We start from the raw sequence: 21,825 nt of genomic DNA on the forward strand, positions 1-21,825 counted from the left end.
TGACGTCGATGCCCGGCGTCGGCGTCAGGACCGCCGCCGTCCTGCTGGTCACCGTCGGCGACGGCACCAGCTTCCCCACCGCCGCCCACCTCGCCTCCTACGCCGGCCTCGCCCCCACCACGAAGCAGTCGGGCACCTCCATCCACGGCGAACACGCACCCCGAGGCGGCAACCGGCAACTCAAACGCGCCATGTTCCTGTCCGCCTTCGCCTGCATGAACGCCGACCCCGCCTCCCGCGCCTACTACGACAAACAACGAGCACGCGGCAAAACCCACACCCAGGCCCTCCTCCGCCTCGCCCGCCAGCGCATCAGCGTCCTGTTCGCCATGCTCCGCGACGGCACCTTCTACGCACCCCGCGTCCCCAAGGACGTCGAACTCGCCGCATGACCCCCACAAGCCAAACCAACCCAAATCAACCCTGGGCGCCTTGACGAAAGACATAGAGGCACCCCCCACGAGCCCCCTGCGCCCTCCGGTCCTACCGCACGCCCACGAGCCCCCTGCGCCCTCCGGACCTGCCGCATCCTCCGGACCCGCTCCGCCTCCCCATCCCGTCGAGGAGCTTCGCGGCGGGAGCCGGTTCACGCCGAGGTGACCGCGCCCGCCGGCGTGCTCCAGCCGAAACGCGGCTGCCTGCGCTCCAGGAAGGCGGCGACCCCCTCCGCGGTGTCGCCGCTGCCGCGCGCCTGAGCCGCCCAGTGCGCGTCCCGGTCCGTGCGCCCGTTCGCGAACTCCTTCGCCGCGGCCTGCGTCAGCTGCGAGCGCGACGCCAGGATCCGGGCGAACTCCGCTACCCGCCCGCCGAGTTCGCCCCGAGGCAGCACCTCGTCGACCAGACCCGTGCGCAGCGCCCGCTCCGCGTCGATCAACTCTCCCGAGAACAGCAGGTACTTCGCGGTGGCCGGCCCGGTCAGCGCCACCAGTCGCCGGGTCGAGGAGGCCGCGTACACGACCCCCAGCTTGGCCGGGGTCACCCCGAACAGCGCGGACTCCTCGGCGAAGCGCAGGTCACAGGCCGCCGCCAACTGCGCCCCGCCGCCCACGCAGTGGCCCCGGACCGCCGCCAGAGTCGGTCTGGGGAAGGCCGCGAGGGCCTCCTCGGCGCGGACGGCGAGCCCCTGTGCCTCCTCCGGCGACTCCTGCAGGCTCGAGATGTCCGCCCCGGCGCAGAACGTCGCACCCTCACCGGTGAGCACGAGCACCCGCACCGCCGGGTCGCCCGCCAGGGCGTCGAGCAGCGGAGGCAGCGCCCGCCACATCGCGGTGGTCATGGCGTTGCGCTTGGCCGGGTGGTGGACGACGACGGTGGCGACCGAGTCGGCGACCCGGTGCAGCAGCTGCGGCTCCATGGGCGGGATGCTATCCGCCGGCCCGGCGGACCCGCGCGGACGGTGCGGCGGGGCAGGAACGGTCCGACAGCCCCCCGTCTCATACGCAGCCGGTCAGAAGTGCTCGATAGCCGCTGACTTGTGTTCACTTCTCCGGAGTGCGGCGGCGGGTTACCAACACTCTGGGGTGTGGTGACAATAGAGCCCGAGGGCGGCGACCGGACGATGGACGAGACCGGGCCCGCCGAACCGCTGCCGTACGAAGGCGTCTGGCGGTTCACCGCCCCCGCCGTGGACGCGTCGGTCCCCCGGGCGCGACACGCGGTGCGGGACCTGCTGGCCCGCCAGGGCGTACCGGTCCGCGAGGACGTGGCCCAGAGCCTGCTCCTGATCGTGTCGGAGCTGGTCACCAACGCCGTCCGGCACGCGGCGGTACTGTCCCCGGTGCTCGCGGTGGAGGTCGCCGTGGGGTCCGACTGGGTGCGGGTGTCCGTGGAGGACAGCCATCCCTACCGTCCGACCGCCCTGGAGGCCGACCACGGGCAGACGGGCGGGCGCGGTCTGCTCCTGGTCCGGGAGGTCGCCAGGGAGGCGGGCGGGGCGTGCGACGTCGCCCACACGGCGAGCGGCGGCAAGGTGATATGGGCCGCCCTGCCGCTCGGACACGCCCTGAGCTAGCCGGACTCGGCCCGGGCTCACCAGCCGGCCGACGGGCCCGTCAGCTCGCGGACGGCGGGCCGGGCCGCGTCCAGCACCGTCATGAACCACGCCGAGAAGGTGTCCTTCGCGTGCCGCTCGTTCAGCTCGGCGGGCGACACGAAGGCCGTCTCGGCCACCTCCTCCGGGTCGGGCCGCGGCGCCGTCTGCACCAGGCCCACGTAGAGGTGGTTGTACTCCTGCTCCACCAGCCCGGAGGCCGGGTCCGGGTGGTTGTAGCGCACCGTGCCCGCCTCGGCGAGCAGTGACGGCGAGACCCCCAGCTCCTCGTAGGTCCGCCGGGCCGCCGCCGCGAAGGGAGCCTCGCCGGGATAGGGGTGGCCGCAGCAGGTGTTGGACCACACGCCGGGGGAGTGGTACTTGCCCAGCGCCCGTTGCTGGAGGAGCAGCCGCCCCCGCTCGTCGAAGAGGAAGACGGAGAACGCCCGGTGCAGCCGTCCGGGCGGCTGGTGCGCGGAGAGCTTCTCCGCGGTGCCGATCGTCACACCGTTCTCGTCGACCAGTTCCAGCAAAATCGCGTCTGCGGCGCCGCTCGACGAACTGTGCGTCGCGGTGGCAGGAGTGATCGGCATACCCATCCTTCACATCGGTCCTCGCGCCCCAAGTGTGCCGTACGGATCCGGCGCTCTCGGCACTTCCCGGCACTCCGCATGTCCCGCGCTGCCCGCGGGCGGCGGGCGTGACCGGTCGGACACCGAGGAGGGGGATCACTCCCGGCGGCGCGGGCCGGGAACCGTCCGGGGAGCCACCGGCGGGAGCGCCGCCGCAGGCGGGGCGCGGACGAGCGGCGGACCGCCGCGCCGCCCGGCGCGTTCCCCCGGGCACGCGCCCCCGGCGGCGCCTCAGTGGCACAACCGCGCCTCGTGCTCCGCGTGGCCGCCCGGCTCCAGCTGGAAGGTGCAGTGCTCCACGTCGAAGTGGTCGCCGAGGCAGCCCTGCAGCTCGTGGAGCATCTTCTCGTGGCCGATCGCGCTCAGGGCCTCGCCGCTCACCACCACGTGTGCCGACAGCACCGGCATGCCCGAGGTGATCGTCCACGCGTGCAGGTCGTGGACGTCCTCGACCCCGTCCAGCGCCAGTATGTGGGCGCGCACCTGGGCGATGTCCACGCCCTTGGGTGCGGCCTCCAGCAGCACGTCGAGGGTCTCCCGCAGCAGCCGCCAGGTGCGCGGCACGATCATCAGGCCGATGACCAGCGAGGCGATCGGGTCCGCCGCCTGCCAGCCGGTGGCCAGGATCACCAGCGCCGAGACGATCACGGTCAGCGAGCCCAGTGCGTCGGCCGCCACCTCCAGGAAGGCGCCCCGCACGTTCAGGCTCTCCTTCTGCCCCCGCATCAGCAGCGTCAGCGACACCAGGTTGGCGACCAGGCCGATCACGCCGAAGACGACGGTCAGCCCGCCCTGGGTGCCGACGGGCGTGATGAGCCGCTCGATCGCCTCCAGCAGGACGTAGCCGCCGACCCCGAGCAGCAGCAGGCAGTTGGCCAGGGCCGCGAGGATCTCGGCGCGGGCGAAACCGTAGGTGCGCCGGTCGCTGGGCGGCCGGTTCGCGAAGTGGATGGCCAGCAGCGCCATGCCGAGGCCCAGGGCGTCGGTCGCCATGTGCGCCGCGTCCGCGACCAGGGCGAGCGAGTCCGCGAGCACGCCGCCGACGATCTGGACGACCATGACGAAGAGCGTGATCACGAGCGCCACCCGGAGCCTGCCGCGGTACGCGGCGGTCGCCGTCCCTCCGGGGTGCGCCCCGTGCGCGTGCCCGTGATCGTGCCCAGCCCCCATGAGAAGCCGCCTCCCCGTGTCCTCGCCAACCGGTGTCCGGATCACAGTCAACTACGGGCGGGGGGTACCGGGCAACGCGGCACTGAACACCGTTGTCATCTGCTCTGACCTGCGGAAACGTTACGCAGGTCAGAGTGTCGCGAGCCTTCGGGAGGGCCCCTCCGGGTGACGGCACCGACGGGCCGCGCGCGCCCACGGCACGACTCTCCGTACGTACTCGCCGGCTCGGTGCGGTGTCCGCGATGCCCGGTCTGGGGGGTGCGGTTTGTGGGCCGGGGCCCGGATCCACGATGATGATCGCGGCAAAGGCGGGCGCACGCGGTGTCGACCGGGCGTGAAACGGGCGGTGAACACGGCGTTCCCGGCATCCGATAACCTCTGCCGACATGTCGTCCGGGTGCCGCAGGCGCGGGCGCCCCACCATGCACAGGACCGGCGCCCCGGGCGTCGGCACCAGGGAGTGAGTTCGGTTGCCGACCGCCATCCTCACCGGTCAGCCGGTCCCCGGTTCGTCGCTCGAGAGCGAGCTGCGGTCCCTGGGCTTCGAGGTGGGCCACGCCCCCGGTGCCGCCGACGCCGAGCTGCTCCTGGCCCGGGTCCCCGGCGGAGAACGGGTCGCCCTGGTCGACGCCCGCTTCGTGGGCCACCTGCACTCCCTGCGCCTCGCGCTCACCGACCCGCGCTTCCCGCTCGCCGCGATCCCGGGCGCCGTGACGGCGCAACCGGACGCCCGGCAGGCCCTGACCCGCGCGGTGGCCCGCGCGAACCTCGCGGGCGGCGGCGCGGCGCGCGGGGGCGCCCCCGCGCAGGTGAACCCGGCCGCGGTGGACGCCGGCAGCCTCGCCGACCGGATCACCGCCGCCCTCGACGCCGACGGCGCCGACGTGCACCGGCCCGAGCTGGGCAGCCTCGTCGCCGCCGTCCCCGCCGGCCCCCAGGCCCGCAACGAGGCACGGCAGGCCGTCGCCGCCGTCGACGACGAGGCCGTACGGCTGAAGTCGGCCGTCAAGGCCCGTGACGGGTTCGTCACCACCTTCTTCATCAGCCCCTACTCCCGCTACCTCGCCCGCTGGTGCGCGCGCCGCGGACTGACCCCCAACCAGGTCACCACCGCCTCGCTGGTCACCGCGCTCATAGCCGCGGGCTGCGCGGCCACCGGCACCCGCGGCGGCTTCGTCGCCGCCGGCGTCCTGCTCATCGCCTCCTTCGTCCTCGACTGCACCGACGGACAGCTCGCCCGCTACTCCCTGCAGTACTCCACGCTCGGCGCCTGGCTGGACGCGACCTTCGACCGCGCCAAGGAGTACGCCTACTACGCAGGCCTCGCCCTGGGAGCCGCCCGCGGCGGCGACGACGTGTGGGCCCTCGCCCTGGGCGCGATGGTCCTCCAGACCTGCCGGCACGTCGTCGACTTCGCCTTCAACGAGGCGAACGTCGACAGCACGGCCGCCGCCGCCAACACCAGCCCCACCGCCGCCCTCTCCGACAGGCTCGACAGCGTCGGCTGGACGGTCTGGGCGCGCCGGATGATCGTCCTGCCCATCGGCGAACGCTGGGCCGTGATCGCCGTGCTGACCGCGGTCACCACCCCCCGGATCACGCTCTGCGTGCTGCTCGTCGGCTGCGCGTTCGCCGCGACGTACACCACCGCCGGCCGGGTCCTGCGCTCGCTGACCCGGAAGGCGACGCGCACGGACCGGGCCGCGACGGCCCTGGCCGACCTCGCCGACTCCGGCCCGCTCGCCGAGGCCGTCGCCACGGGCCTGCGGGGATCCGCCCGCCGGCTGCCCGGCGTCACCGCCCCCGCCGCCGCCCTCCTCGGCGGCCTCGCCGTCGTGGCGACGGCGGCGTTCACCGGCTTCGGCGGCCCGTGGCCGGCCGTCGCCGCCGTCGCCCACGTCCTGGCGTCCGGCCTCGCCGTCGCCCGTCCCCTCAAGGGCGCCCTCGACTGGCTGGTCCCCCCGTATCTGCGCGCCGCCGAGTACGGCACCGTCCTGGTACTGGCGGCGAACGCGGACGTGAACGGAGCGTTGCCGGCGGCTTTCGGGCTGGTGGCCGCGGTCGCCTACCATCACTACGACACGGTCTACCGCATCCGCGGCGGCGCGGGCGCGCCGCCGCGGTGGCTGGTACGGACGGCCGGGGGGCACGAGGGCCGCACGCTGGTGATCACCGTGCTGGCCGTCCTGCTCACCGCCGCGCAGTTCACGCTCGCGCTCACGGTCCTCGCCGTGGCCGTGGCACTCGTGGTGCTCGTCGAGAGCATCCGCTTCTGGGTCGCCGCCCACCAGGGCGGCGCACCCGCCGTACACGACGAAGGAGAACCCGCATGATCGGCCTCGTGCTGGCCGCCGGCGCCGGCCGGCGTCTGCGCCCCTACACCGACACCCTGCCCAAGGCACTGGTGCCGGTCGGCCCCGAGGGGGCGGAGGACAGCATCACGGTGCTGGACCTGACCCTGGCGAACTTCGCCGAGGTCGGCCTCACCGAGGTCGGGATCATCGTCGGCTACCGCAAGGAGGCCGTGTACGACCGCAAGGAGGCGCTGGAACGGAAGTACGGCGTCAGGCTCACCCTCATCGACAACGACAAGGCCGAGGAGTGGAACAACGCCTACTCCCTGTGGTGCGGCCGTGACGCGCTCAAGGACGGCGTGATCCTCGCCAACGGCGACACCGTCCACCCGGTCTCGGTCGAGAGGACCCTGCTCGCCGCCCGCGGTGACGGCAGGAAGATCATCCTCGCGCTCGACACGGTGAAGAGCCTCGCCGAGGAGGAGATGAAGGTCGTCGTCGACCCCGACAAGGGCGTCCAGCGCATCACCAAGCTGATGGACCCGGCCGACGCGACCGGCGAGTACATCGGCGTCACCCTCATCGAGGGCGAGGCCGCCGTGGAGCTGGCCGACGCCCTGAGGACGACCTTCGAGCGCGACCCGCAGCTGTACTACGAGGACGGCTACCAGGAGCTGGTCAACCGCGGCTTCAAGGTCGACGTGGCACCGATCGGCGACGTGAAGTGGGTCGAGATCGACAACCACGACGACCTCGCCAAGGGCCGGGAGATCGCGTGCCAGTACTGACGAGGCTCATCCCGTCGCCGGTCGTCGTGGACATCCGCGCGGGTGCCCTCGACGACCTGGGGTGCGTGCTCGCCGACGAGCGCATCTCCCACTCGGGCAAGCTCGCCGTCGCCGTCAGTGGCGGCTCGGGCGCCCGGCTGCGCGAGCGTGTCGCTCCGTCCCTGCCCGGCGCCGACTGGTTCGAGGTCGGCGGCGGCACCCTGGACGACGCGATCAAGCTGGCCGGCGCCATGAAGGGCGGCCACTACGACGCGGTCGTCGGCCTCGGCGGCGGCAAGATCATCGACTGCGCCAAGTTCGCCGCGGCCCGCATCGGCCTCCCGCTGGTCGCCGTGCCCACGAACCTCGCGCACGACGGGCTCTGCTCGCCGGTCGCCACCCTCGACAACGACGCGGGCCGCGGCTCCTACGGCGTCCCGAACCCGATCGCGGTCGTCATCGACCTGGACGTGATCCGCGACGCCCCGGTGCGCTTCGTGCGCGCCGGCATCGGCGACGCGGTCTCCAACGTCTCGGCGATCGCGGACTGGGAGCTGGCCAACCGGGTCAAGGGCGAGCGGATCGACGGCCTGGCCGCCGCGATGGCCCGGCAGGCGGGCGAGGCCGTGCTCCGGCACCCGGGCGGCGTCGGCGACAACGACTTCCTCCAGGTGCTCGCCGAAGGCCTGGTCCTGACCGGCATCGCCATGTCGGTCTCCGGCGACTCGCGGCCCGCCTCCGGCGCCTGCCACGAGATCAACCACGCCTTCGACCTGCTCTACCCCCAGCGCGCCGCCGCCCACGGCGAGCAGTGCGGCCTGGGCGCGGCCTTCGCGATGTACCTGCGCGGGGCCCACGACGAGTCCGCCCACATGGCCCAGGTCCTGCGCCGGCACGGGCTGCCGGTCCTGCCGGAGGAGATCGGGTTCACGCCCGAGGAGTTCTTCCGGGCCGTGGAGTACGCCCCGCGGACGCGGCCCGGCCGCTACACGATCCTCGAGCACCTCGACCTCACCACCGACCAGATCAAGGACCTGTACGCCGACTATGTCAAGGCCATCGGTAGCTGAACTACGTCCGGTCGTCCACCCCGCCGGGGTCAAGGACCGGCGCAGCGGTGAGCACTGGGCGGGACGCCTCTACATGCGCGAGGTCTCGCTGCGGATCGACCGCTACCTGGTGAACACCAGGGTCACGCCCAACCAGCTCACGTACCTGATGACCGTCTGCGGCGTGCTCGCGGCCCCGGCGCTGCTGGTGCCGGGCGTCACGGGCGCCGTGCTCGGCGTCGTGGCGGTCCAGCTCTACCTGCTGCTGGACTGCGTCGACGGCGAGGTCGCGCGCTGGAAGAAGCAGTACTCGCTCGGCGGCGTCTACCTGGACCGGGTCGGCGCCTACCTGACCGACGCCGCGGTCCTGGTCGGCCTCGGCCTGCGCGCCGCCGATCTCTGGGGCACCGGGCGGATCGACTGGCTGTGGGCCTTCCTCGGGACCCTGGCCGCCCTCGGCGCCATCCTGATCAAGGCCGAGACCGATCTGGTGGGCGTCGCCCGGCACCAGAGCGGAATGGCGCCGGTCCAGGAGTCCGCGTCCGAGCCGCGCTCCTCCGGCATGGCACTGGCCCGCCGGGCCGCCGGGGCGCTCAAGTTCCACCGGCTGATCCTCGGCATCGAGGCGTCCCTGCTGATCCTCGTCCTCGCGATCGTCGACGCGAGCCGCGGGGACCTGTTCTTCACCCGCCTCGGCACGGCCGTACTCGCCGGCATCGCGCTGCTGCAGACGCTGCTGCACCTGGTGTCCGTCCTCGCCTCCAGCAGGCTGAAATGAGCGGGGCCGTGAAGGTCGGCGCGGTCGTCATCACCATGGGCAACCGGCCCGAGGAACTGCGCGCCCTCCTCGGCTCGGTCGCGGCGCAGGACGGCGACCCGGTCGAGGTCGTGGTGGTCGGCAACGGCTCGCCCGTCCCGGAGGTGCCGGACGGCGTCCGCACCGTCGAGCTGCCCGAGAACCTGGGCATCCCCGGCGGCCGCAACGTCGGCATCGAGGCCTTCGGCCCCGGCGGCCAGGACGTCGACATCCTGCTCTTCCTCGACGACGACGGCCTGCTCGCCCGTACCGACACCGCCGAACTGTGCCGCCGGGCCTTCGCGGCAGACGACCGGCTCGGGATCATCAGCTTCCGCATCGCCGACCCGGACACCGGCGAGACCCAGCGCCGCCACGTGCCGCGCCTGCGCGCCTCCGACCCGATGCGCTCCTCCCGGGTGACCACCTTCCTCGGCGGCGCGAACGCCGTCCGCACCCGCGTCCTCGCACAGGTCGGCGGCCTGCCGGACGCCTTCTTCTACGCCCACGAGGAGACCGACCTGGCCTGGCGGGCGCTCGACGCCGGCTGGATGATCGACTACCGGTCGGACATGGTGCTGAACCACCCCACGACCGCGCCGTCGCGGCACGCGGTCTACCACCGCATGGTCGCCCGCAACCGCGTCTGGCTCGCCCGCCGGAACCTTCCCGCGCTCCTCGTCCCGGTCTACCTCGGCGTGTGGATGCTGCTCACGCTGCTGCGCCGGCCCTCGCGCCCGGCCCTGAAGGCCTGGTTCGGCGGCTTCCGCGAGGGCTGGGCCACCCCCTGCGGTCCCCGCCGGCCCATGAGGTGGCGTACGGTGTGGCGGCTGACCCGCCTGGGCCGGCCTCCCGTGATCTGACAAGCTCGTACCCGAGAGCGTCCCGGCCTGCCCGGGGCCAACAGGTCCATGCCAGGCCTACGCGGCCGCGCATTCCGAAGACGAAAGTTCCCACCAGTGAGTGAGACAACGCACGACGGCACGGTCGCCATGACCAAGCCCGTGTCGCCCGAGGAGGGCCTCACACCGGCCCGGCTCGCCGCCAAGTACGGGCTGTCGGTGAGCGGCGCCCGACCCTCCCTCGTGGAGTACGTCCGTCAGCTCTGGAGCCGACGGCACTTCATCCTCGCCTTCTCCCAGGCGAAGTTGACCGCCCAGTACAGCCAGGCCAAGCTCGGCCAGCTGTGGCAGGTGGCCACACCCCTGCTGAACGCGCTCGTCTACTTCATGATCTTCGGCCTGATCCTCAACGCGGGCAGAGGCATGCCGAAGGACGTGTACATCCCGTTCCTGGTGACGGGTGTGTTCGTCTTCACCTTCACCCAGTCCTCGGTGATGGCGGGCGTGCGCGCCATCTCCGGCAACCTCGGCCTGGTGCGGGCGCTGCACTTCCCGCGCGCCTCGCTCCCGATCTCGTTCGCCCTCCAGCAGCTCCAGCAGCTCCTGGCCTCGATGATCGTCATGTTCGCGGTGGTGATCGGCTTCGGCAGCTACCCCTCGCTGTCCTGGCTGCTGGTCCTCCCGGCGCTGCTCCTGCAGTTCCTTTTCAACACGGGCCTGGCGCTGATCGTGGCCCGGATGGGGGCCAAGACACCGGACCTGGCCCAGCTGATGCCGTTCGTCATGCGGACCTGGATGTACGCGTCGGGCGTCATGTTCTCCATCCCGATCATGCTGGAGGACAAGCCGGCCTGGCTCGCGGACGTCCTCCAGTGGAACCCGGCCGCCGTCTACATGGACCTGATCCGTTTCGCGCTGATCGACGGGTACGGCTCCGAGAACCTGCCGCCGCACGTGTGGGCGGTCGCGCTCGGCTGGGCCGTGGCCCTGGCCGTGGGCGGCTTCGTGTACTTCTGGAAGGCGGAGGAGAGGTACGGCCGTGGGTGAACAGCAGCAGGGCGAGCGGGTGCCGACGGTCATCGCGGACGAACTGCACATCGTCTACCGCGTCAACGGCACCAGGACCGGCAGGGGCAGCGCGACCGCCGCCCTGAGCCGCATGATCAGGCGGGGCTCCGACGACACGGCGCGGGGGGTGCGCAAGGTGCACGCGGTGCGAGGCGTGACCTTCACCGCCTACCGGGGCGAGGCCATCGGTCTGATCGGTTCCAACGGGTCCGGCAAGTCGACCCTGCTGCGGGCCGTCGCCGGCCTGCTGCCCGCCGAGCGCGGCAAGGTCTACACGGACGGCCAGCCCTCCCTCCTCGGCGTGAACGCGGCCCTGATGAACGACCTGACCGGCGAACGGAACGTCATCCTCGGCGGCCTGGCCATGGGGATGTCCCGCGAGCAGATCAAGGAGCGCTACCAGGACATCGTCGACTTCTCCGGGATCAACGAGAAGGGCGACTTCATCACCCTGCCGATGCGCACGTACTCCTCCGGCATGGCGGCCCGCCTGCGCTTCTCCATCGCCGCCGCCAAGGACCACGACGTCCTGATGATCGACGAGGCACTGGCCACCGGCGACCGCAAGTTCCAGACGCGTTCCGAGCAGCGCATCCGGGAGCTGCGCAAGGAGGCCGGCACCGTCTTCCTGGTCAGTCACAACAACAAGTCCATCCGCGACACCTGCGACCGCGTCCTGTGGCTGGAGCGGGGCGAGCTGCGGATGGACGGCCCGACCGACGAGGTGCTCAAGGAGTACGAGAAGTTCACGGGCAAGTAACCCGGCGCACCGAGGCCCCGCCGGAACCTCTCCGGCGGGGCACGCCTCTGCAAAGAGAACGTCAACTCCTGCCTCCCCGAGGAATCCTGGGGCGGATCGGTGCGTTCTCGTGATGCGCGGAGCACCCCGGCGGACCCCGGTGAGTTGTACAACGTAAGCTGGAGCGGTCCCGAAACGCGGCACATGGGGCGTTGATCCCCGACACCCCCCAGCGGGCCTGCCGGGCGGGCGGCCGGGCGGCGTGTCCGAAATAGTGCGTATTGGGTCGGCAGTGTAGAACGGGAGATGTGACGGCGATGGCGACGGAAACTCCCCACCTCCGCGACGCGTGTGCCGTCCCCGGCCAGGGGAGCCCGCGATGACGGCCACCGACTCGGCGCACTCCGCCGACCCGGAGCGCGGCACCCTCGCCAAGGCCGCCAGCGAGAACTTCCCCGTGGCCCCCTTCTTCCTGCCCCGGAACTGGCGCACCGACCTCATGGCCGTCTACGGCTTCGCCCGTCTGGTCGACGACATCGGCGACGGCGACCTGGCCCCCGGCGGCGCCGACGCCCGCCTCCTCGGCGTCCCCGACGACCGGGCCGACGACCGCCCGCTGATGCTGGACGCCTTCGAGGAGGACCTGCGCAGGGTCTTCGACGGCACCCCCCGCCACCCGCTGCTGCGCCGTCTCCAGCCCACCGTGCGCCGCCACTCGCTCACCCCCGCCCCCTTCCTCGGCCTGATCGCCGCCAACCGCCAGGACCAGGTGGTGAGGCGGTACGAGACCTACGCCGACCTGCTCGCCTACTGCGAGCTGTCCGCCAACCCGGTCGGCCACCTCGTCCTCGCCGTCACCGGCACCGCGACGCCCGAGCGGATCCGCCGGTCCGACGAGATCTGCACCGCCCTGCAGATCGTCGAACACCTCCAGGACGTCGCCGAGGACCTGGGCCGGGACCGCGTCTACCTGCCCGCCGAGGACATGAAGCGCTTCCACGTCCGGGAGGCGGACCTCGCCGCGCCCACCGCCGGCGCGTCGGTACGCGCCCTGGTCGCCTACGAAACCCGCCGCGCCCGCGACCTGCTGGACGCGGGCGCCCCCCTGGTGGGCAGCGTCCACGGCAGACTGCGCCTGCTGCTCGCGGGGTTCGTGGCGGGCGGCAGGGCGGCCATCCGGGCGATCGCCGCCGCCGACCACGACGTACTTCCCGGCCCGCCCAAGCCCGGCAGGATCCAGTTGCTGCGCGAGGTGGGCGTGACCCTGCGAGGAGAGGGGTGATCGGGACCGTGGAGTCGTCAGCACACACGTCGGCACCGGTACTCGCCGCCTACAGCTACTGCGAGGCCGTCACCGGACAGCAGGCCCGCAACTTCGCCTACGGCATCCGGCTCCTGCCGACGCCCAAGCGCCGCGCGATGTCGGCGCTCTACGCGTTCTCGCGGCGCGTCGACGACATCGGCGACGGATCGCTCGCGGACGACGTCAAGGTCGCCCGGCTGGAGGAGACGCGGGCGCTGCTCGCCCGCGTCCACGAGGGCGCGGTCGACGAGGACGACACCGACCCGGTCGCCGTCGCCCTCTCCCACGCCGCGCGCGCCTTCCCGATCCCGCTCGGGGGGCTCGACGAGCTGATCGACGGCGTCCAGATGGACCTGCGGGGCGAGACCTACGAGACCTGGGACGACCTGAAGGTCTACTGCCGCTGTGTGGCGGGCGCCATCGGACGGCTCTCGCTCGGCGTGTTCGGCACGGAACCGGGGGCGCGCGGCGCCGAACGCGCGCCCGAGTACGCCGACACGCTCGGCCTCGCGCTCCAGCTCACCAACATCCTGCGGGACGTCCGCGAGGACGCCGAGGACGGGCGCACCTACCTGCCCGCCGACGACCTCGCCAAGTTCGGCTGTTCCGCCGGGTTCAGCGGCCCGACGCCACCCGGGGGCTCCGACTTCGCGGGCCTCGTGCACTTCGAGGTGCGCCGGGCCCGCGCCCTGTTCGCCGAGGGCTACCGGCTGCTGCCCCTGCTCGACCGGCGCAGCGGCGCCTGCGTGGCCGCCATGGCCGGCATCTACCGCCGCCTCCTGGACCGCATCGAGCGTGACCCGGAGGCCGTGCTGCGCGGGCGGGTCTCGCTCCCGGGACGCGAGAAGGCGTACGTCGCCGTGCGCGGCCTGTCCGGGCTGGACGCCCGGCACGTCGCCCGGCGGGCGGTCAGGAGGCGCGCCTGATGGACGCACCCGGCACACTCGACACGCCGGGCCGGGCAGACGCCTCCGGCGAAGCACGGCGGGCAACCCCCCGGTGGCGGTCGGCGTCCCCGACTGAGACGGTCGGCCGTACGCCGTTGCAGCACCGCGGCGACCGGACAGGGAAGGGCGCACCATGACGCACGGCACGGGCACGCGCGACGGCGGACAGCTCACGGACGTCTCCGCCCTCCGCCCCGGCTCGCACGCCGTCGTGGTCGGCGGCGGCCTCGCCGGTGTCACCGCCGCCCTCGCCCTCGCAGACGCCGGGGTGCGCGTCACCCTGCTCGAAGGGCGGCCGCGTCTGGGCGGGCTCGCCTTCTCCTTCCGGCGCGGCGACCTCACCGTCGACAACGGACAGCACGTCTACCTGCGCTGCTGTACCGCCTACCGCTGGTTCCTCGACCGCATCGGGGGAGCGGCGCTCGCTCCGGTGCAGAAACGACTCGACGTCCCGGTCGTCGACCTGGCCCGGCCCGAGGGACGACGGCTCGGCAGGCTGCGGCGCGACGCGCTGCCCGTGCCCCTGCACCTGGGCCGGAGCCTCGCCGCCTACCCGCACCTCTCGCTCGCCGAGCGTGCCCGGGTCGGGCGTGCCGCCCTCGCCCTCAAGGCGCTCGACCTCGCCGACCCGGCCCTGGACACCCGGGACTTCGGCAGCTGGCTGGCCGCGCACGGCCAGTCGGCGCGCGCTGTCGAGGCCCTGTGGGACCTGGTCGGGGTCGCCACCCTCAACGCGGTGGCGGCCGACGCCTCGCTGGGGCTCGCCGCGATGGTGTTCAAGACCGGTCTGCTCTCCGACCCGGGCGCGGCCGACATCGGGTGGGCCCGGGTCCCGCTGGGCGAACTGCACGACCGGCTGGCCCGCGAGGCGCTCGACTCCGCGGGCGTCCGTACCGAGGTCCGCGCCCGCGTCACCTCCGTCCGGGCGAACGAGGGCGGCGGCTGGAGCGTGCGGGTTGCCGACGAGACGCTGGAGGCGGACGCGGTCGTCCTGGCCGTACCGCAGCGCGAGGCGTACGACCTGCTGCCCGCGGGCGCCCTCGACGCCCCCGGGAACCTGCTGGAGATCGGCACGGCGCCGATCCTCAACATCCACGTGATCTACGACCGGAAGGTGCTGGCGACCCCGTTCCTCACGGCTCTCGGCACGCCCGTGCAGTGGGTGTTCGACCGCACCGACGCCTCCGGGCTGAAGGAGGGGCAGTACCTGGCGCTGTCCCAGTCGGCCGCGCAGCTCGACATCGACGAGCCCGTGGCCGCGTTGCGCGAGCGGTACCTGCCCGAGCTGGAGCGGCTGCTGCCCCGCACCCGGGGCGCCGAGGTGAGGGACTTCTTCGTGACCAGGGAGCGCACCGCGACCTTCGCTCCCGCCCCCGGCGTCGGCCGGCTCCGGCCCGGCGCCCGCACCAAGGCACCCGGCCTGTACCTGGCCGGAGCGTGGACCGCCACCGGGTGGCCCGCGACCATGGAGAGTGCGGTTCGCAGTGGCGTCGGGGCGGCGGGCGCCGCGCTCGGCGCCCTGGGCCGGTCCCGCGGCCTCCTCCCCGATTTCCTCGAGGAGGCGGCATGAGCGCCGAGCCGCGTGGGACCGACTCCCGCACTCCCGGCACCGCAACTGGAGGAAAGACTGTGCCCACTGTGCCCCCGGCCCCGAAGGCTGCCGAGGCGGTGGACGTGACCGCGCTCCTGGAGCGTGGCCGGACCCTGACAACGCCGGTCCTGCGGGCGGCCGTCGACCGCCTGGCACCTCCCATGGACACCGTCGCCGCCTACCACTTCGGCTGGATCGACGCCCAGGGCCGGCCCGCGGACGGCGACGGCGGCAAGGCCGTGCGCCCCGCGCTCGCGGTGCTCTCCGCCGAGGTCACCGGTGCCGCGCCCGAGGCCGGCGTCCCCGGCGCGGTCGCCGTGGAGCTGGTGCACAACTTCTCCCTCCTGCACGACGACCTGATGGACGGCGACGAGCAGCGCCGCCACCGCGACACCGTCTGGAAGGTGCACGGCCCCGCCCAGGCCATCCTGGTCGGCGACGCCCTGTTCGCCCTGGCCAACGAGGTGCTGCTGGAGCTCGGCACCGTCGAGGCCGGCCGCGCCACCCGCCGTCTCACCCACGCCTCCCGCGCTCTGATCGACGGTCAGGCCCAGGACATCTCCTACGAGCACCGCGACCGCGTCAGCGTCGAGGAGTGCCTGGAGATGGAGGGCAACAAGACCGGCGCCCTGCTCGCCTGCGCCAGCTCCGTCGGCGCGGTGCTCGGCGGCGCCGACGAACGCACCGCCGACACGCTGGAGAAGTACGGCTACCACCTGGGCCTCGCCTTCCAGGCCGTCGACGACCTCCTCGGCATCTGGGGCGACCCGGAGGCCACCGGCAAGCAGACCTGGAGCGACCTGCGCCAGCGCAAGAAGTCCCTCCCGGTCGTGGCCGCCCTCGCGGCCGGCGGCCCCGCCTCCGAACGGCTGGGCGAGATCCTCGCCGCCGACGCCAAGACCAGCGACTTCGCGAACTTCTCCGAGGAGGAGTTCGCGGCCCGCGCCGCCCTCATCGAGGAAGCGGGCGGACGGGAGTGGACCGCCGACGAGGCGCGCCGCCAGCACACCATCGCCATCGAAGCCCTCGACGCCGTCGACATGCCCGGCCGGGTGCGGGACCGGTTCACGGCGCTCGCGGACTTCGTCGTCGTACGAAAGAGATGATCACTATCGGTCGAATAGCCCTCGCGTAGTCGCCGGCCGGTGGCGCGGGCAGACGAGCACCGGCCGACGGCGGACCCACAGCAGAAGCACCACTTGCAGACTGCACGAAGGGGAAGCCATGACAGCGACGACCGACGGAAGCACCGGGGCCACCCTGAAGCCCCTCGCAGCCGCGGCCAGCGAAACGGACGACGTCACGATCCCCGCCGCGGCGGCCGGGGTACCAGAAGCCGCCGCACGCGCCACCCGGCGCGCCACGGACTTCCTGCTCTCCCGGCAGGACGCCCAGGGCTGGTGGAAGGGCGACCTCGAGACCAACGTCACGATGGACGCCGAGGACCTGCTCCTGCGCCAGTTCCTGGGCATCCTGGACGAGGAGACCACCCGCGCCGCCGCCCTGTTCGTCCGCGGCGAGCAGCGTGAGGACGGCACCTGGGCCACCTTCCACGGCGGCCCCGGCGAACTCTCCGCCACCGTCGAGGCCTACGTCGCCCTCCGCCTGGCCGGCGACGCACCCGACGCGCCGCACATGGCGAAGGCCTCCGAGTGGGTCCGCTCCCGGGGCGGCATCGCCGCCGCCCGCGTCTTCACCCGGATCTGGCTGGCCCTGTTCGGCTGGTGGAAGTGGGACGACCTGCCGGAACTCCCGCCGGAGCTGATCTACTTCCCCACCTGGGTGCCGCTCAACATCTACGACTTCGGCTGCTGGGCCCGCCAGACGATCGTGCCACTCACCATCGTCTCCGCGAAGCGCCCGGTGCGCCCCGCACCCTTCCCGCTGGACGAGCTGCACACCGACCCGGCCCTGCCCAACCCGCCGCGTCCCCCGGCCCCGGCGGCCAGCTGGGACGGCGCCTTCCAGCGCATCGACAGGGCCCTGCACGCCTACCGCAGGGTCGCGCCGCGCCGGTTGCGCCGGGCCGCGATGAACACCGCCGCCCGCTGGATCATCGAGCGGCAGGAGAACGACGGCTGCTGGGGCGGCATCCAGCCCCCGGCCGTCTACTCGGTCATCGCCCTCTACCTGCTCGGCTACGACCTCGAACACCCCGTGATGCGCGCGGGACTGGAGTCCCTGGACCGCTTCGCCGTGTGGCGCGAGGACGGCGCCCGGATGATCGAGGCCTGCCAGTCCCCGGTGTGGGACACCTGCCTGGCCACCATCGCGCTGGCCGACGCCGGGGTGCCCGCCGACCACCCCCAGCTGGTGAAGGCCGCCGACTGGATGCTCGGCGAGCAGGTCGTACGCCCCGGCGACTGGTCGGTGAAGCGGCCCGGACTGCCGCCCGGCGGCTGGGCGTTCGAGTTCCACAACGACAACTACCCCGACATCGACGACACCGCCGAGGTGGTCCTCGCCCTGCGCCGGGTCAGACACCACGACCCGGAGCGGGTCGAGAAGGCGATCGGCCGCGGGGTCCGCTGGTGCCTCGGCATGCAGTCGAAGAACGGCGCCTGGGGCGCGTTCGACGTCGACAACACCAGTTCCTTCCCCAACCGGCTGCCCTTCTGCGACTTCGGGGAGGTCATCGACCCGCCGTCGGCGGACGTCACCGCGCACGTCGTCGAGATGCTCGCCGTCGAGGGGCTCACCCACGACCCGCGCACCCGGCGGGGCATCCGGTGGCTGCTGGACGAACAGGAGGCGGACGGCTCGTGGTTCGGCCGCTGGGGCGTCAACTACGTCTACGGCACCGGCTCCGTCGTCCCCGCCCTGACCGCCGCCGGACTCCCCGCCTCGCACCCCGCCGTCCGCCGTGCGGTGACCTGGCTGGAGTCCGTCCAGAACGACGACGGCGGCTGGGGCGAGGACCTGCGGTCCTACCGGTACGTCAGGGAGTGGAGCGGCCGGGGCGCCTCGACCGCCTCGCAGACCGCCTGGGCGCTGATGGCCTTGCTGGCGGCGGGGGAGCGGGAGTCCAGGGCCGTCGAACGCGGCGTCGCGTGGCTCGCCGCCACCCAGCGGGAGGACGGCTCCTGGGACGAGCCCTACTTCACCGGCACCGGCTTCCCCTGGGACTTCTCCATCAACTACCACCTCTACCGGCAGGTCTTCCCGCTCACCGCCCTCGGCCGGTACGTGCACGGAGACCCCTTCGCCGAGAAGAAGCCCGGCGCCGGCCCGGCCACCGCCCTCGCCGAGCCGTACGCCGTCGAGCAGCCCGCCGCCGGGTCGGCCACCGGGACGTCCGTGGCCGAGGTGAAGGGCAGCCGATGACACCGCGGACCGGCCCGTTCCCGCTGCTGATCGCCTGCGCCCTGGGCATCGAGCACCTCGCCCTGCGCACCGGCGACCGCGGCGGTGCCGGCGGACCGGTCACCGTCCTGCGCACGGGCATGGGGCCCCGGGCGGCCGAGCGCTCGGTCACCCGGGTGCTGGCCGACGACCCGGCGCTCGGCGACGCCGCCGTACTCGCCACCGGGTTCTGCGCGGGACTGGCCCCCGGCATGCACCCCGGAGACCTGGTCGTCGCCGAGGAGACCCGGGACCCACGCTCCACCGTCGCCTGCGTCGGCACCGGCCGGCTGGCCGAGGAACTCGCGCGTGCCGTCCCCCGGCGCACCGTCCACACCGGGCCGCTGACCGGCTCGGACCACGTCGTCCGCGGCCCCGAGCGCGCCGACCTGCTCTCGACCGGCGCGATCGCCGTCGACATGGAGTCCGCGGCCACGCTCCTGAGCGCCGTCCGGGCGGGCGCGCGCCCGGTTGCGGCCGTCCGGGTGGTCGTGGACGCTCCGGAACACGAACTCGTGCGGATCGGCACGGTGCGCGGTGGAATATCGGCTTTCCGCGTTCTCCGATCCGTTCTTCCCGCATTCTTCGAATGGCACCGTTCTTTGCTGCTCCCCCGGAGGTGAGCCCAGATGGCCATGCCGCTGCGTCAGTCCGTCAAGGTCGCTACATACCTGGCCGAACAGAAGATCCGCCGACGGGACAAGTTTCCGCTGATCGTGGAGCTGGAGCCGCTCTTCGCCTGTAACCTGAAGTGCGAGGGGTGCGGCAAGATCCAGCACCCGGCCGGGGTGCTCAAGCAGCGCATGCCGGTCGCGCAGGCGGTCGGGGCGGTGCTCGAATCGGGTGCGCCGATGGTGTCCATCGCCGGCGGTGAGCCGCTGATGCACCCCCAGATCGACGAGATCGTCAGACAGCTGACGGCCAAGCGGAAATACGTCTTCCTGTGCACCAACGCCCTGCTCATGCGCAAGAAGATGGACAGGTTCAAGCCCTCGCCCTACTTCGCCTTCGCGGTGCACATCGACGGGCTGCGCGAGCGCCACGACGAGTCCGTGGCGAAGGAGGGTGTGTTCGACGAGGCCGTGGAGGCCATCAGGGAGGCCAAGCGGCGCGGTTTCCGGGTGACCACCAACTCGACCTTCTTCAACACCGACACCCCGCAGACCATCGTCGAGGTCCTCGACTACCTCAACGACGACCTCCAGGTCGACGAGATGATGATCTCGCCCGCCTACGCCTACGAGAAGGCGCCCGACCAGGAGCACTTCCTCGGCGTGGAGCAGACCCGCGAGCTGTTCAAGAAGGCCTTCTCGGGCGGCAACCGGGCCCGCTGGCGGCTCAACCACTCCCCGCTGTTCCTCGACTTCCTCGAGGGCAAGGTGGACTTCCCCTGCACCGCGTGGGCGATCCCGAACTACTCCCTCTTCGGCTGGCAGCGCCCCTGCTACCTGATGAGCGACGGGTACGTCCCGACGTACCGGGAGCTGGTCGAGGAGACCGACTGGGACAAGTACGGCCGCGGCAAGGACCCGCGCTGCGCCAACTGCATGGCGCACTGCGGCTACGAGCCCACCGCCGTCCTGGCCACGATGGGCTCGCTCAAGGAGTCCCTGCGCGCCCTGCGCGAGACCGTCTCCTCGAACCGGGAGTGACGGCGTGACCGCCGTCCCACCGGGCGTCCCCGAGGTGTCCGGTCCGGGCGAGGCCCGCGAGGCCGGCCCCGGGCTCACCCCGGCCGGCATCGCCGGCCGGATCGGCGCGGGCCCGGCCCTCACGGCCGTGTCCGCACGACGCGCCGCAGACCCCTCGGAGACGGACGGACCGTCATGCCGGTGCAAGGGAGGAGCTGAATGACCGAGGAGTTCGACCTCGCCGCACTGCTGGCCGAGCGCGGAGCCGAACGGTACGAGCTGCACGCCCGGCACCTCAACCACCAACTGCCCCGCGTGCTGCGCACGATCGGCTTCGACAAGGTCTACGAGCGGGCCGAGGGCGCGCACTTCTGGGACGCGGAAGGCAACGACTACCTGGACATGCTCGCCGGGTTCGCGGTGATGGGCCTGGGGCGCCACCACCCCGTCGTCCGCAAGGCCCTGCACGATGTCCTCGACGCCTCGCTGGCCGACCTCACCCGCTTCGACTGCCCGCCGCTGCCCGGGCTGCTGGCCGAGCGGCTGCTCTCCTACAGCCCCCACCTGGACCGGGTTTTCTTCGGCAACAGCGGCACGGAGGCGGTGGAGACCGCGCTGAAGTTCGCCCGGTGCGCGACCGGCAGGCCGCGCGTCCTGTACTGCTCGCACGCCTTCCACGGGCTGACCACCGGTTCGCTGTCCGTCAACGGCGAGGACGGCTTCCGCGACGGCTTCGCTCCCCTGCTGCCCGACACGGCGGTCCCGCTCGGCGACCTGGACGCCCTGGCGCGGGAGCTGAAGAGGGGAGACGTGGCCGCGCTGATCGTGGAGCCGATCCAGGGCAAGGGCGTGCACGAGGCCCCGCCCGGCTACCTGCGCGCCGCACAGGAACTGCTGCACCGGCACAAGGCGCTCCTGATCGCCGACGAGGTGCAGACGGGCCTGGGCCGGACCGGGACGTTCTACGCCTTCCAGCACGAGGACGGGGTCGAGCCCGACCTGGTGTGCGTGGCCAAGGCCCTGTCGGGCGGTTACGTGCCGGTCGGGGCCACGCTGGGCAAGGACTGGATCTTCCAGAAGGTCTACTCCTCGATGGACCGCGTGCAGGTCCACTCGGCGAGCTTCGGGGCCAACGCGCAGGCCATGGCGGCCGGGCTCGCGGTGCTCTCGGTGATGGAGAACGAGGAGATCGTGGCGAACGCCGCCGCGGTCGGGGAACGGCTGAAGTCGCGGCTGGCGGAGCTGGTGGACCGCTATGAGCTGCTCGCCGACGTGCGGGGCCGGGGGCTGATGATCGGCATCGAGTTCGGCCGCCCCACGTCACTGAAGCTACGCAGCCGCTGGACGATGCTGCAGGCGGCGCGGAAGGGGCTGTTCGCCCAGATGGTGGTGGTGCCGCTGCTGCAGCGGCACCGGATCCTGACGCAGGTGTCCGGCGATCACCTGGAAGTGATCAAACTGATCCCGCCGCTGATCATCGACACCTCGGACGCGGACCGGTTCGTCGACGCCTTCACGGAGGTGATGGACGACGCGCACCACGGCGGTGGCCTGCTGTGGGACTTCGGCAAGAACCTGGTCAGGCAGGCGGTGGCCAACCGGTAGCGACGGCCGACGATCGTCTG

Annotated in this window: 21 protein-coding genes; 18 read left to right on the plus strand and 3 right to left on the minus strand. The window is 72.7% G+C overall.

Translation table 11 applies throughout. The annotated features are described in order from the left end of the window. On the plus strand, positions 1-392 hold a 392-nt coding region (locus tag ACVV2G_RS24215), incomplete at its 5' end, for a transposase (RefSeq protein WP_453844860.1). Positions 393-586: 194 nt separating this feature from the next. Here the strand turns inward: ACVV2G_RS24215 and ACVV2G_RS24220 are convergent. Further along, complete coding sequence (locus ACVV2G_RS24220; protein WP_453844861.1) at positions 587-1,354, minus strand: enoyl-CoA hydratase/isomerase family protein; 768 nt, start codon at positions 1,352-1,354, stop codon at positions 587-589. 204 nt (positions 1,355-1,558) lie between these two features. Here ACVV2G_RS24220 and ACVV2G_RS24225 point away from each other — a divergent pair, with 204 nt between their 5' ends. After that, complete coding sequence (locus ACVV2G_RS24225) at positions 1,559-2,011, plus strand: ATP-binding protein (protein ID WP_453844975.1); 453 nt, start codon at positions 1,559-1,561, stop codon at positions 2,009-2,011. Between the two features lie 17 nt (positions 2,012-2,028). On the opposite strand, the gene idi is transcribed toward ACVV2G_RS24225, so the two are convergent. Further along, positions 2,029-2,622, minus strand: coding sequence for an isopentenyl-diphosphate Delta-isomerase (gene idi / locus ACVV2G_RS24230; protein ID WP_453844862.1), 594 nt, complete (start codon positions 2,620-2,622; stop codon positions 2,029-2,031). 270 nt (positions 2,623-2,892) lie between these two features. Continuing rightward, on the minus strand, positions 2,893-3,831 hold the full coding sequence (locus tag ACVV2G_RS24235) for a cation diffusion facilitator family transporter (protein WP_453844863.1): 939 nt from the start codon (positions 3,829-3,831) through the stop codon (positions 2,893-2,895). A gap of 470 nt (positions 3,832-4,301) precedes the next feature. On the opposite strand from ACVV2G_RS24235, the gene ACVV2G_RS24240 reads away from it, so the two are divergent. The 16 genes from ACVV2G_RS24240 (at position 4,302) to ACVV2G_RS24315 (ending at position 21,805) form a co-directional block, all read left to right on the plus strand. Further along, complete coding sequence (locus ACVV2G_RS24240) at positions 4,302-6,164, plus strand: DUF5941 domain-containing protein (RefSeq protein WP_453844864.1); 1,863 nt, start codon at positions 4,302-4,304, stop codon at positions 6,162-6,164. After that, positions 6,161-6,913, plus strand: coding sequence for a phosphocholine cytidylyltransferase family protein (locus ACVV2G_RS24245; RefSeq protein WP_453844865.1), 753 nt, complete (start codon positions 6,161-6,163; stop codon positions 6,911-6,913). Before ACVV2G_RS24240 ends, ACVV2G_RS24245 begins: the two co-directional genes overlap by 4 nt. Beyond that, positions 6,901-7,962, plus strand: coding sequence for an iron-containing alcohol dehydrogenase family protein (locus tag ACVV2G_RS24250; RefSeq protein ID WP_453844866.1), 1,062 nt, complete (start codon positions 6,901-6,903; stop codon positions 7,960-7,962). The genes ACVV2G_RS24245 and ACVV2G_RS24250 overlap by 13 nt, the downstream gene beginning before the upstream one ends. After that, complete coding sequence (locus ACVV2G_RS24255) at positions 7,940-8,719, plus strand: CDP-alcohol phosphatidyltransferase family protein (RefSeq protein WP_453844867.1); 780 nt, start codon at positions 7,940-7,942, stop codon at positions 8,717-8,719. Before ACVV2G_RS24250 ends, ACVV2G_RS24255 begins: the two co-directional genes overlap by 23 nt. After that, complete coding sequence (locus ACVV2G_RS24260) at positions 8,716-9,600, plus strand: glycosyltransferase family 2 protein (protein WP_453844868.1); 885 nt, start codon at positions 8,716-8,718, stop codon at positions 9,598-9,600. The genes ACVV2G_RS24255 and ACVV2G_RS24260 overlap by 4 nt, the downstream gene beginning before the upstream one ends. Positions 9,601-9,696: 96 nt before the next feature. Continuing rightward, positions 9,697-10,626: an ABC transporter permease gene (locus tag ACVV2G_RS24265; RefSeq protein WP_453844869.1), complete on the plus strand. Its 930-nt coding sequence runs from the start codon at positions 9,697-9,699 to the stop codon at positions 10,624-10,626. After that, positions 10,619-11,407, plus strand: coding sequence for an ABC transporter ATP-binding protein (locus tag ACVV2G_RS24270; RefSeq protein ID WP_453844870.1), 789 nt, complete (start codon positions 10,619-10,621; stop codon positions 11,405-11,407). Before ACVV2G_RS24265 ends, ACVV2G_RS24270 begins: the two co-directional genes overlap by 8 nt. A gap of 358 nt (positions 11,408-11,765) precedes the next feature. Beyond that, positions 11,766-12,668, plus strand: coding sequence for a squalene synthase HpnC (gene hpnC / locus ACVV2G_RS24275; protein WP_453844871.1), 903 nt, complete (start codon positions 11,766-11,768; stop codon positions 12,666-12,668). Then, positions 12,665-13,615 (plus strand): presqualene diphosphate synthase HpnD, encoded by a 951-nt coding sequence (hpnD, locus tag ACVV2G_RS24280; protein ID WP_453844872.1) that lies wholly within the window; start codon positions 12,665-12,667, stop codon positions 13,613-13,615. The genes hpnC and hpnD overlap by 4 nt, the downstream gene beginning before the upstream one ends. Further along, the gene (locus ACVV2G_RS24285) at positions 13,615-13,773 is read left to right on the plus strand and encodes a DUF6380 family protein (protein ID WP_453844873.1); all 159 of its coding nucleotides are present in this window, start codon (positions 13,615-13,617) and stop codon (positions 13,771-13,773) included. Before hpnD ends, ACVV2G_RS24285 begins: the two co-directional genes overlap by 1 nt. Beyond that, positions 13,770-15,206 (plus strand): hydroxysqualene dehydroxylase HpnE, encoded by a 1,437-nt coding sequence (gene hpnE, locus ACVV2G_RS24290; RefSeq protein ID WP_453844874.1) that lies wholly within the window; start codon positions 13,770-13,772, stop codon positions 15,204-15,206. The genes ACVV2G_RS24285 and hpnE overlap by 4 nt, the downstream gene beginning before the upstream one ends. 68 nt (positions 15,207-15,274) lie before the next feature. After that, positions 15,275-16,333: a polyprenyl synthetase family protein gene (locus ACVV2G_RS24295; protein ID WP_453844976.1), complete on the plus strand. Its 1,059-nt coding sequence runs from the start codon at positions 15,275-15,277 to the stop codon at positions 16,331-16,333. A gap of 118 nt (positions 16,334-16,451) precedes the next feature. After that, entirely contained in the window at positions 16,452-18,551 is a 2,100-nt protein-coding gene (gene shc, locus ACVV2G_RS24300; protein WP_453844875.1) for a squalene--hopene cyclase, read from the plus strand. Next, a complete protein-coding gene (locus ACVV2G_RS24305) occupies positions 18,548-19,192 on the plus strand; it encodes a phosphorylase family protein (protein ID WP_453844876.1) in 645 nt (214 codons plus the stop codon). Before shc ends, ACVV2G_RS24305 begins: the two co-directional genes overlap by 4 nt. 6 nt (positions 19,193-19,198) lie before the next feature. Further along, positions 19,199-20,221 (plus strand): adenosyl-hopene transferase HpnH, encoded by a 1,023-nt coding sequence (gene hpnH, locus ACVV2G_RS24310; protein WP_453844877.1) that lies wholly within the window; start codon positions 19,199-19,201, stop codon positions 20,219-20,221. Between the two features lie 198 nt (positions 20,222-20,419). Beyond that, positions 20,420-21,805 carry an aspartate aminotransferase family protein gene (locus tag ACVV2G_RS24315; protein ID WP_453844878.1) on the plus strand — a complete coding sequence of 462 codons (1,386 nt, stop codon included), beginning with the start codon at positions 20,420-20,422 and terminating at the stop codon, positions 21,803-21,805. Positions 21,806-21,825 lie beyond the last annotated feature (20 nt).

Source organism: Streptomyces sp. JK94, assembly GCF_053613315.1.

Excerpts from the sequence above, each read along its gene's own strand:
- hpnH (WP_453844877.1), top strand. The coding sequence starts at position 19,199 with ATGGCCATGCCGCTGCGTCAGTCCGTCAAGGTCGCTACATACCTGGCC.
- ACVV2G_RS24315 (WP_453844878.1), top strand. The coding sequence starts at position 20,420 with ATGACCGAGGAGTTCGACCTCGCCGCACTGCTGGCCGAGCGCGGAGCC.
- ACVV2G_RS24305 (WP_453844876.1), top strand. The coding sequence starts at position 18,548 with ATGACACCGCGGACCGGCCCGTTCCCGCTGCTGATCGCCTGCGCCCTG.
- ACVV2G_RS24245 (WP_453844865.1), top strand. The coding sequence starts at position 6,161 with ATGATCGGCCTCGTGCTGGCCGCCGGCGCCGGCCGGCGTCTGCGCCCC.
- ACVV2G_RS24225 (WP_453844975.1), top strand. The coding sequence starts at position 1,559 with ATGGACGAGACCGGGCCCGCCGAACCGCTGCCGTACGAAGGCGTCTGG.
- ACVV2G_RS24260 (WP_453844868.1), top strand. The coding sequence starts at position 8,716 with ATGAGCGGGGCCGTGAAGGTCGGCGCGGTCGTCATCACCATGGGCAAC.
- ACVV2G_RS24255 (WP_453844867.1), top strand. The coding sequence starts at position 7,940 with ATGTCAAGGCCATCGGTAGCTGAACTACGTCCGGTCGTCCACCCCGCC.
- idi (WP_453844862.1), bottom strand. The coding sequence starts at position 2,622 with ATGCCGATCACTCCTGCCACCGCGACGCACAGTTCGTCGAGCGGCGCC.
- ACVV2G_RS24285 (WP_453844873.1), top strand. The coding sequence starts at position 13,615 with ATGGACGCACCCGGCACACTCGACACGCCGGGCCGGGCAGACGCCTCC.
- ACVV2G_RS24220 (WP_453844861.1), bottom strand. The coding sequence starts at position 1,354 with ATGGAGCCGCAGCTGCTGCACCGGGTCGCCGACTCGGTCGCCACCGTC.
- hpnC (WP_453844871.1), top strand. The coding sequence starts at position 11,766 with ATGACGGCCACCGACTCGGCGCACTCCGCCGACCCGGAGCGCGGCACC.
- shc (WP_453844875.1), top strand. The coding sequence starts at position 16,452 with ATGACAGCGACGACCGACGGAAGCACCGGGGCCACCCTGAAGCCCCTC.
- hpnE (WP_453844874.1), top strand. The coding sequence starts at position 13,770 with ATGACGCACGGCACGGGCACGCGCGACGGCGGACAGCTCACGGACGTC.
- ACVV2G_RS24235 (WP_453844863.1), bottom strand. The coding sequence starts at position 3,831 with ATGGGGGCTGGGCACGATCACGGGCACGCGCACGGGGCGCACCCCGGA.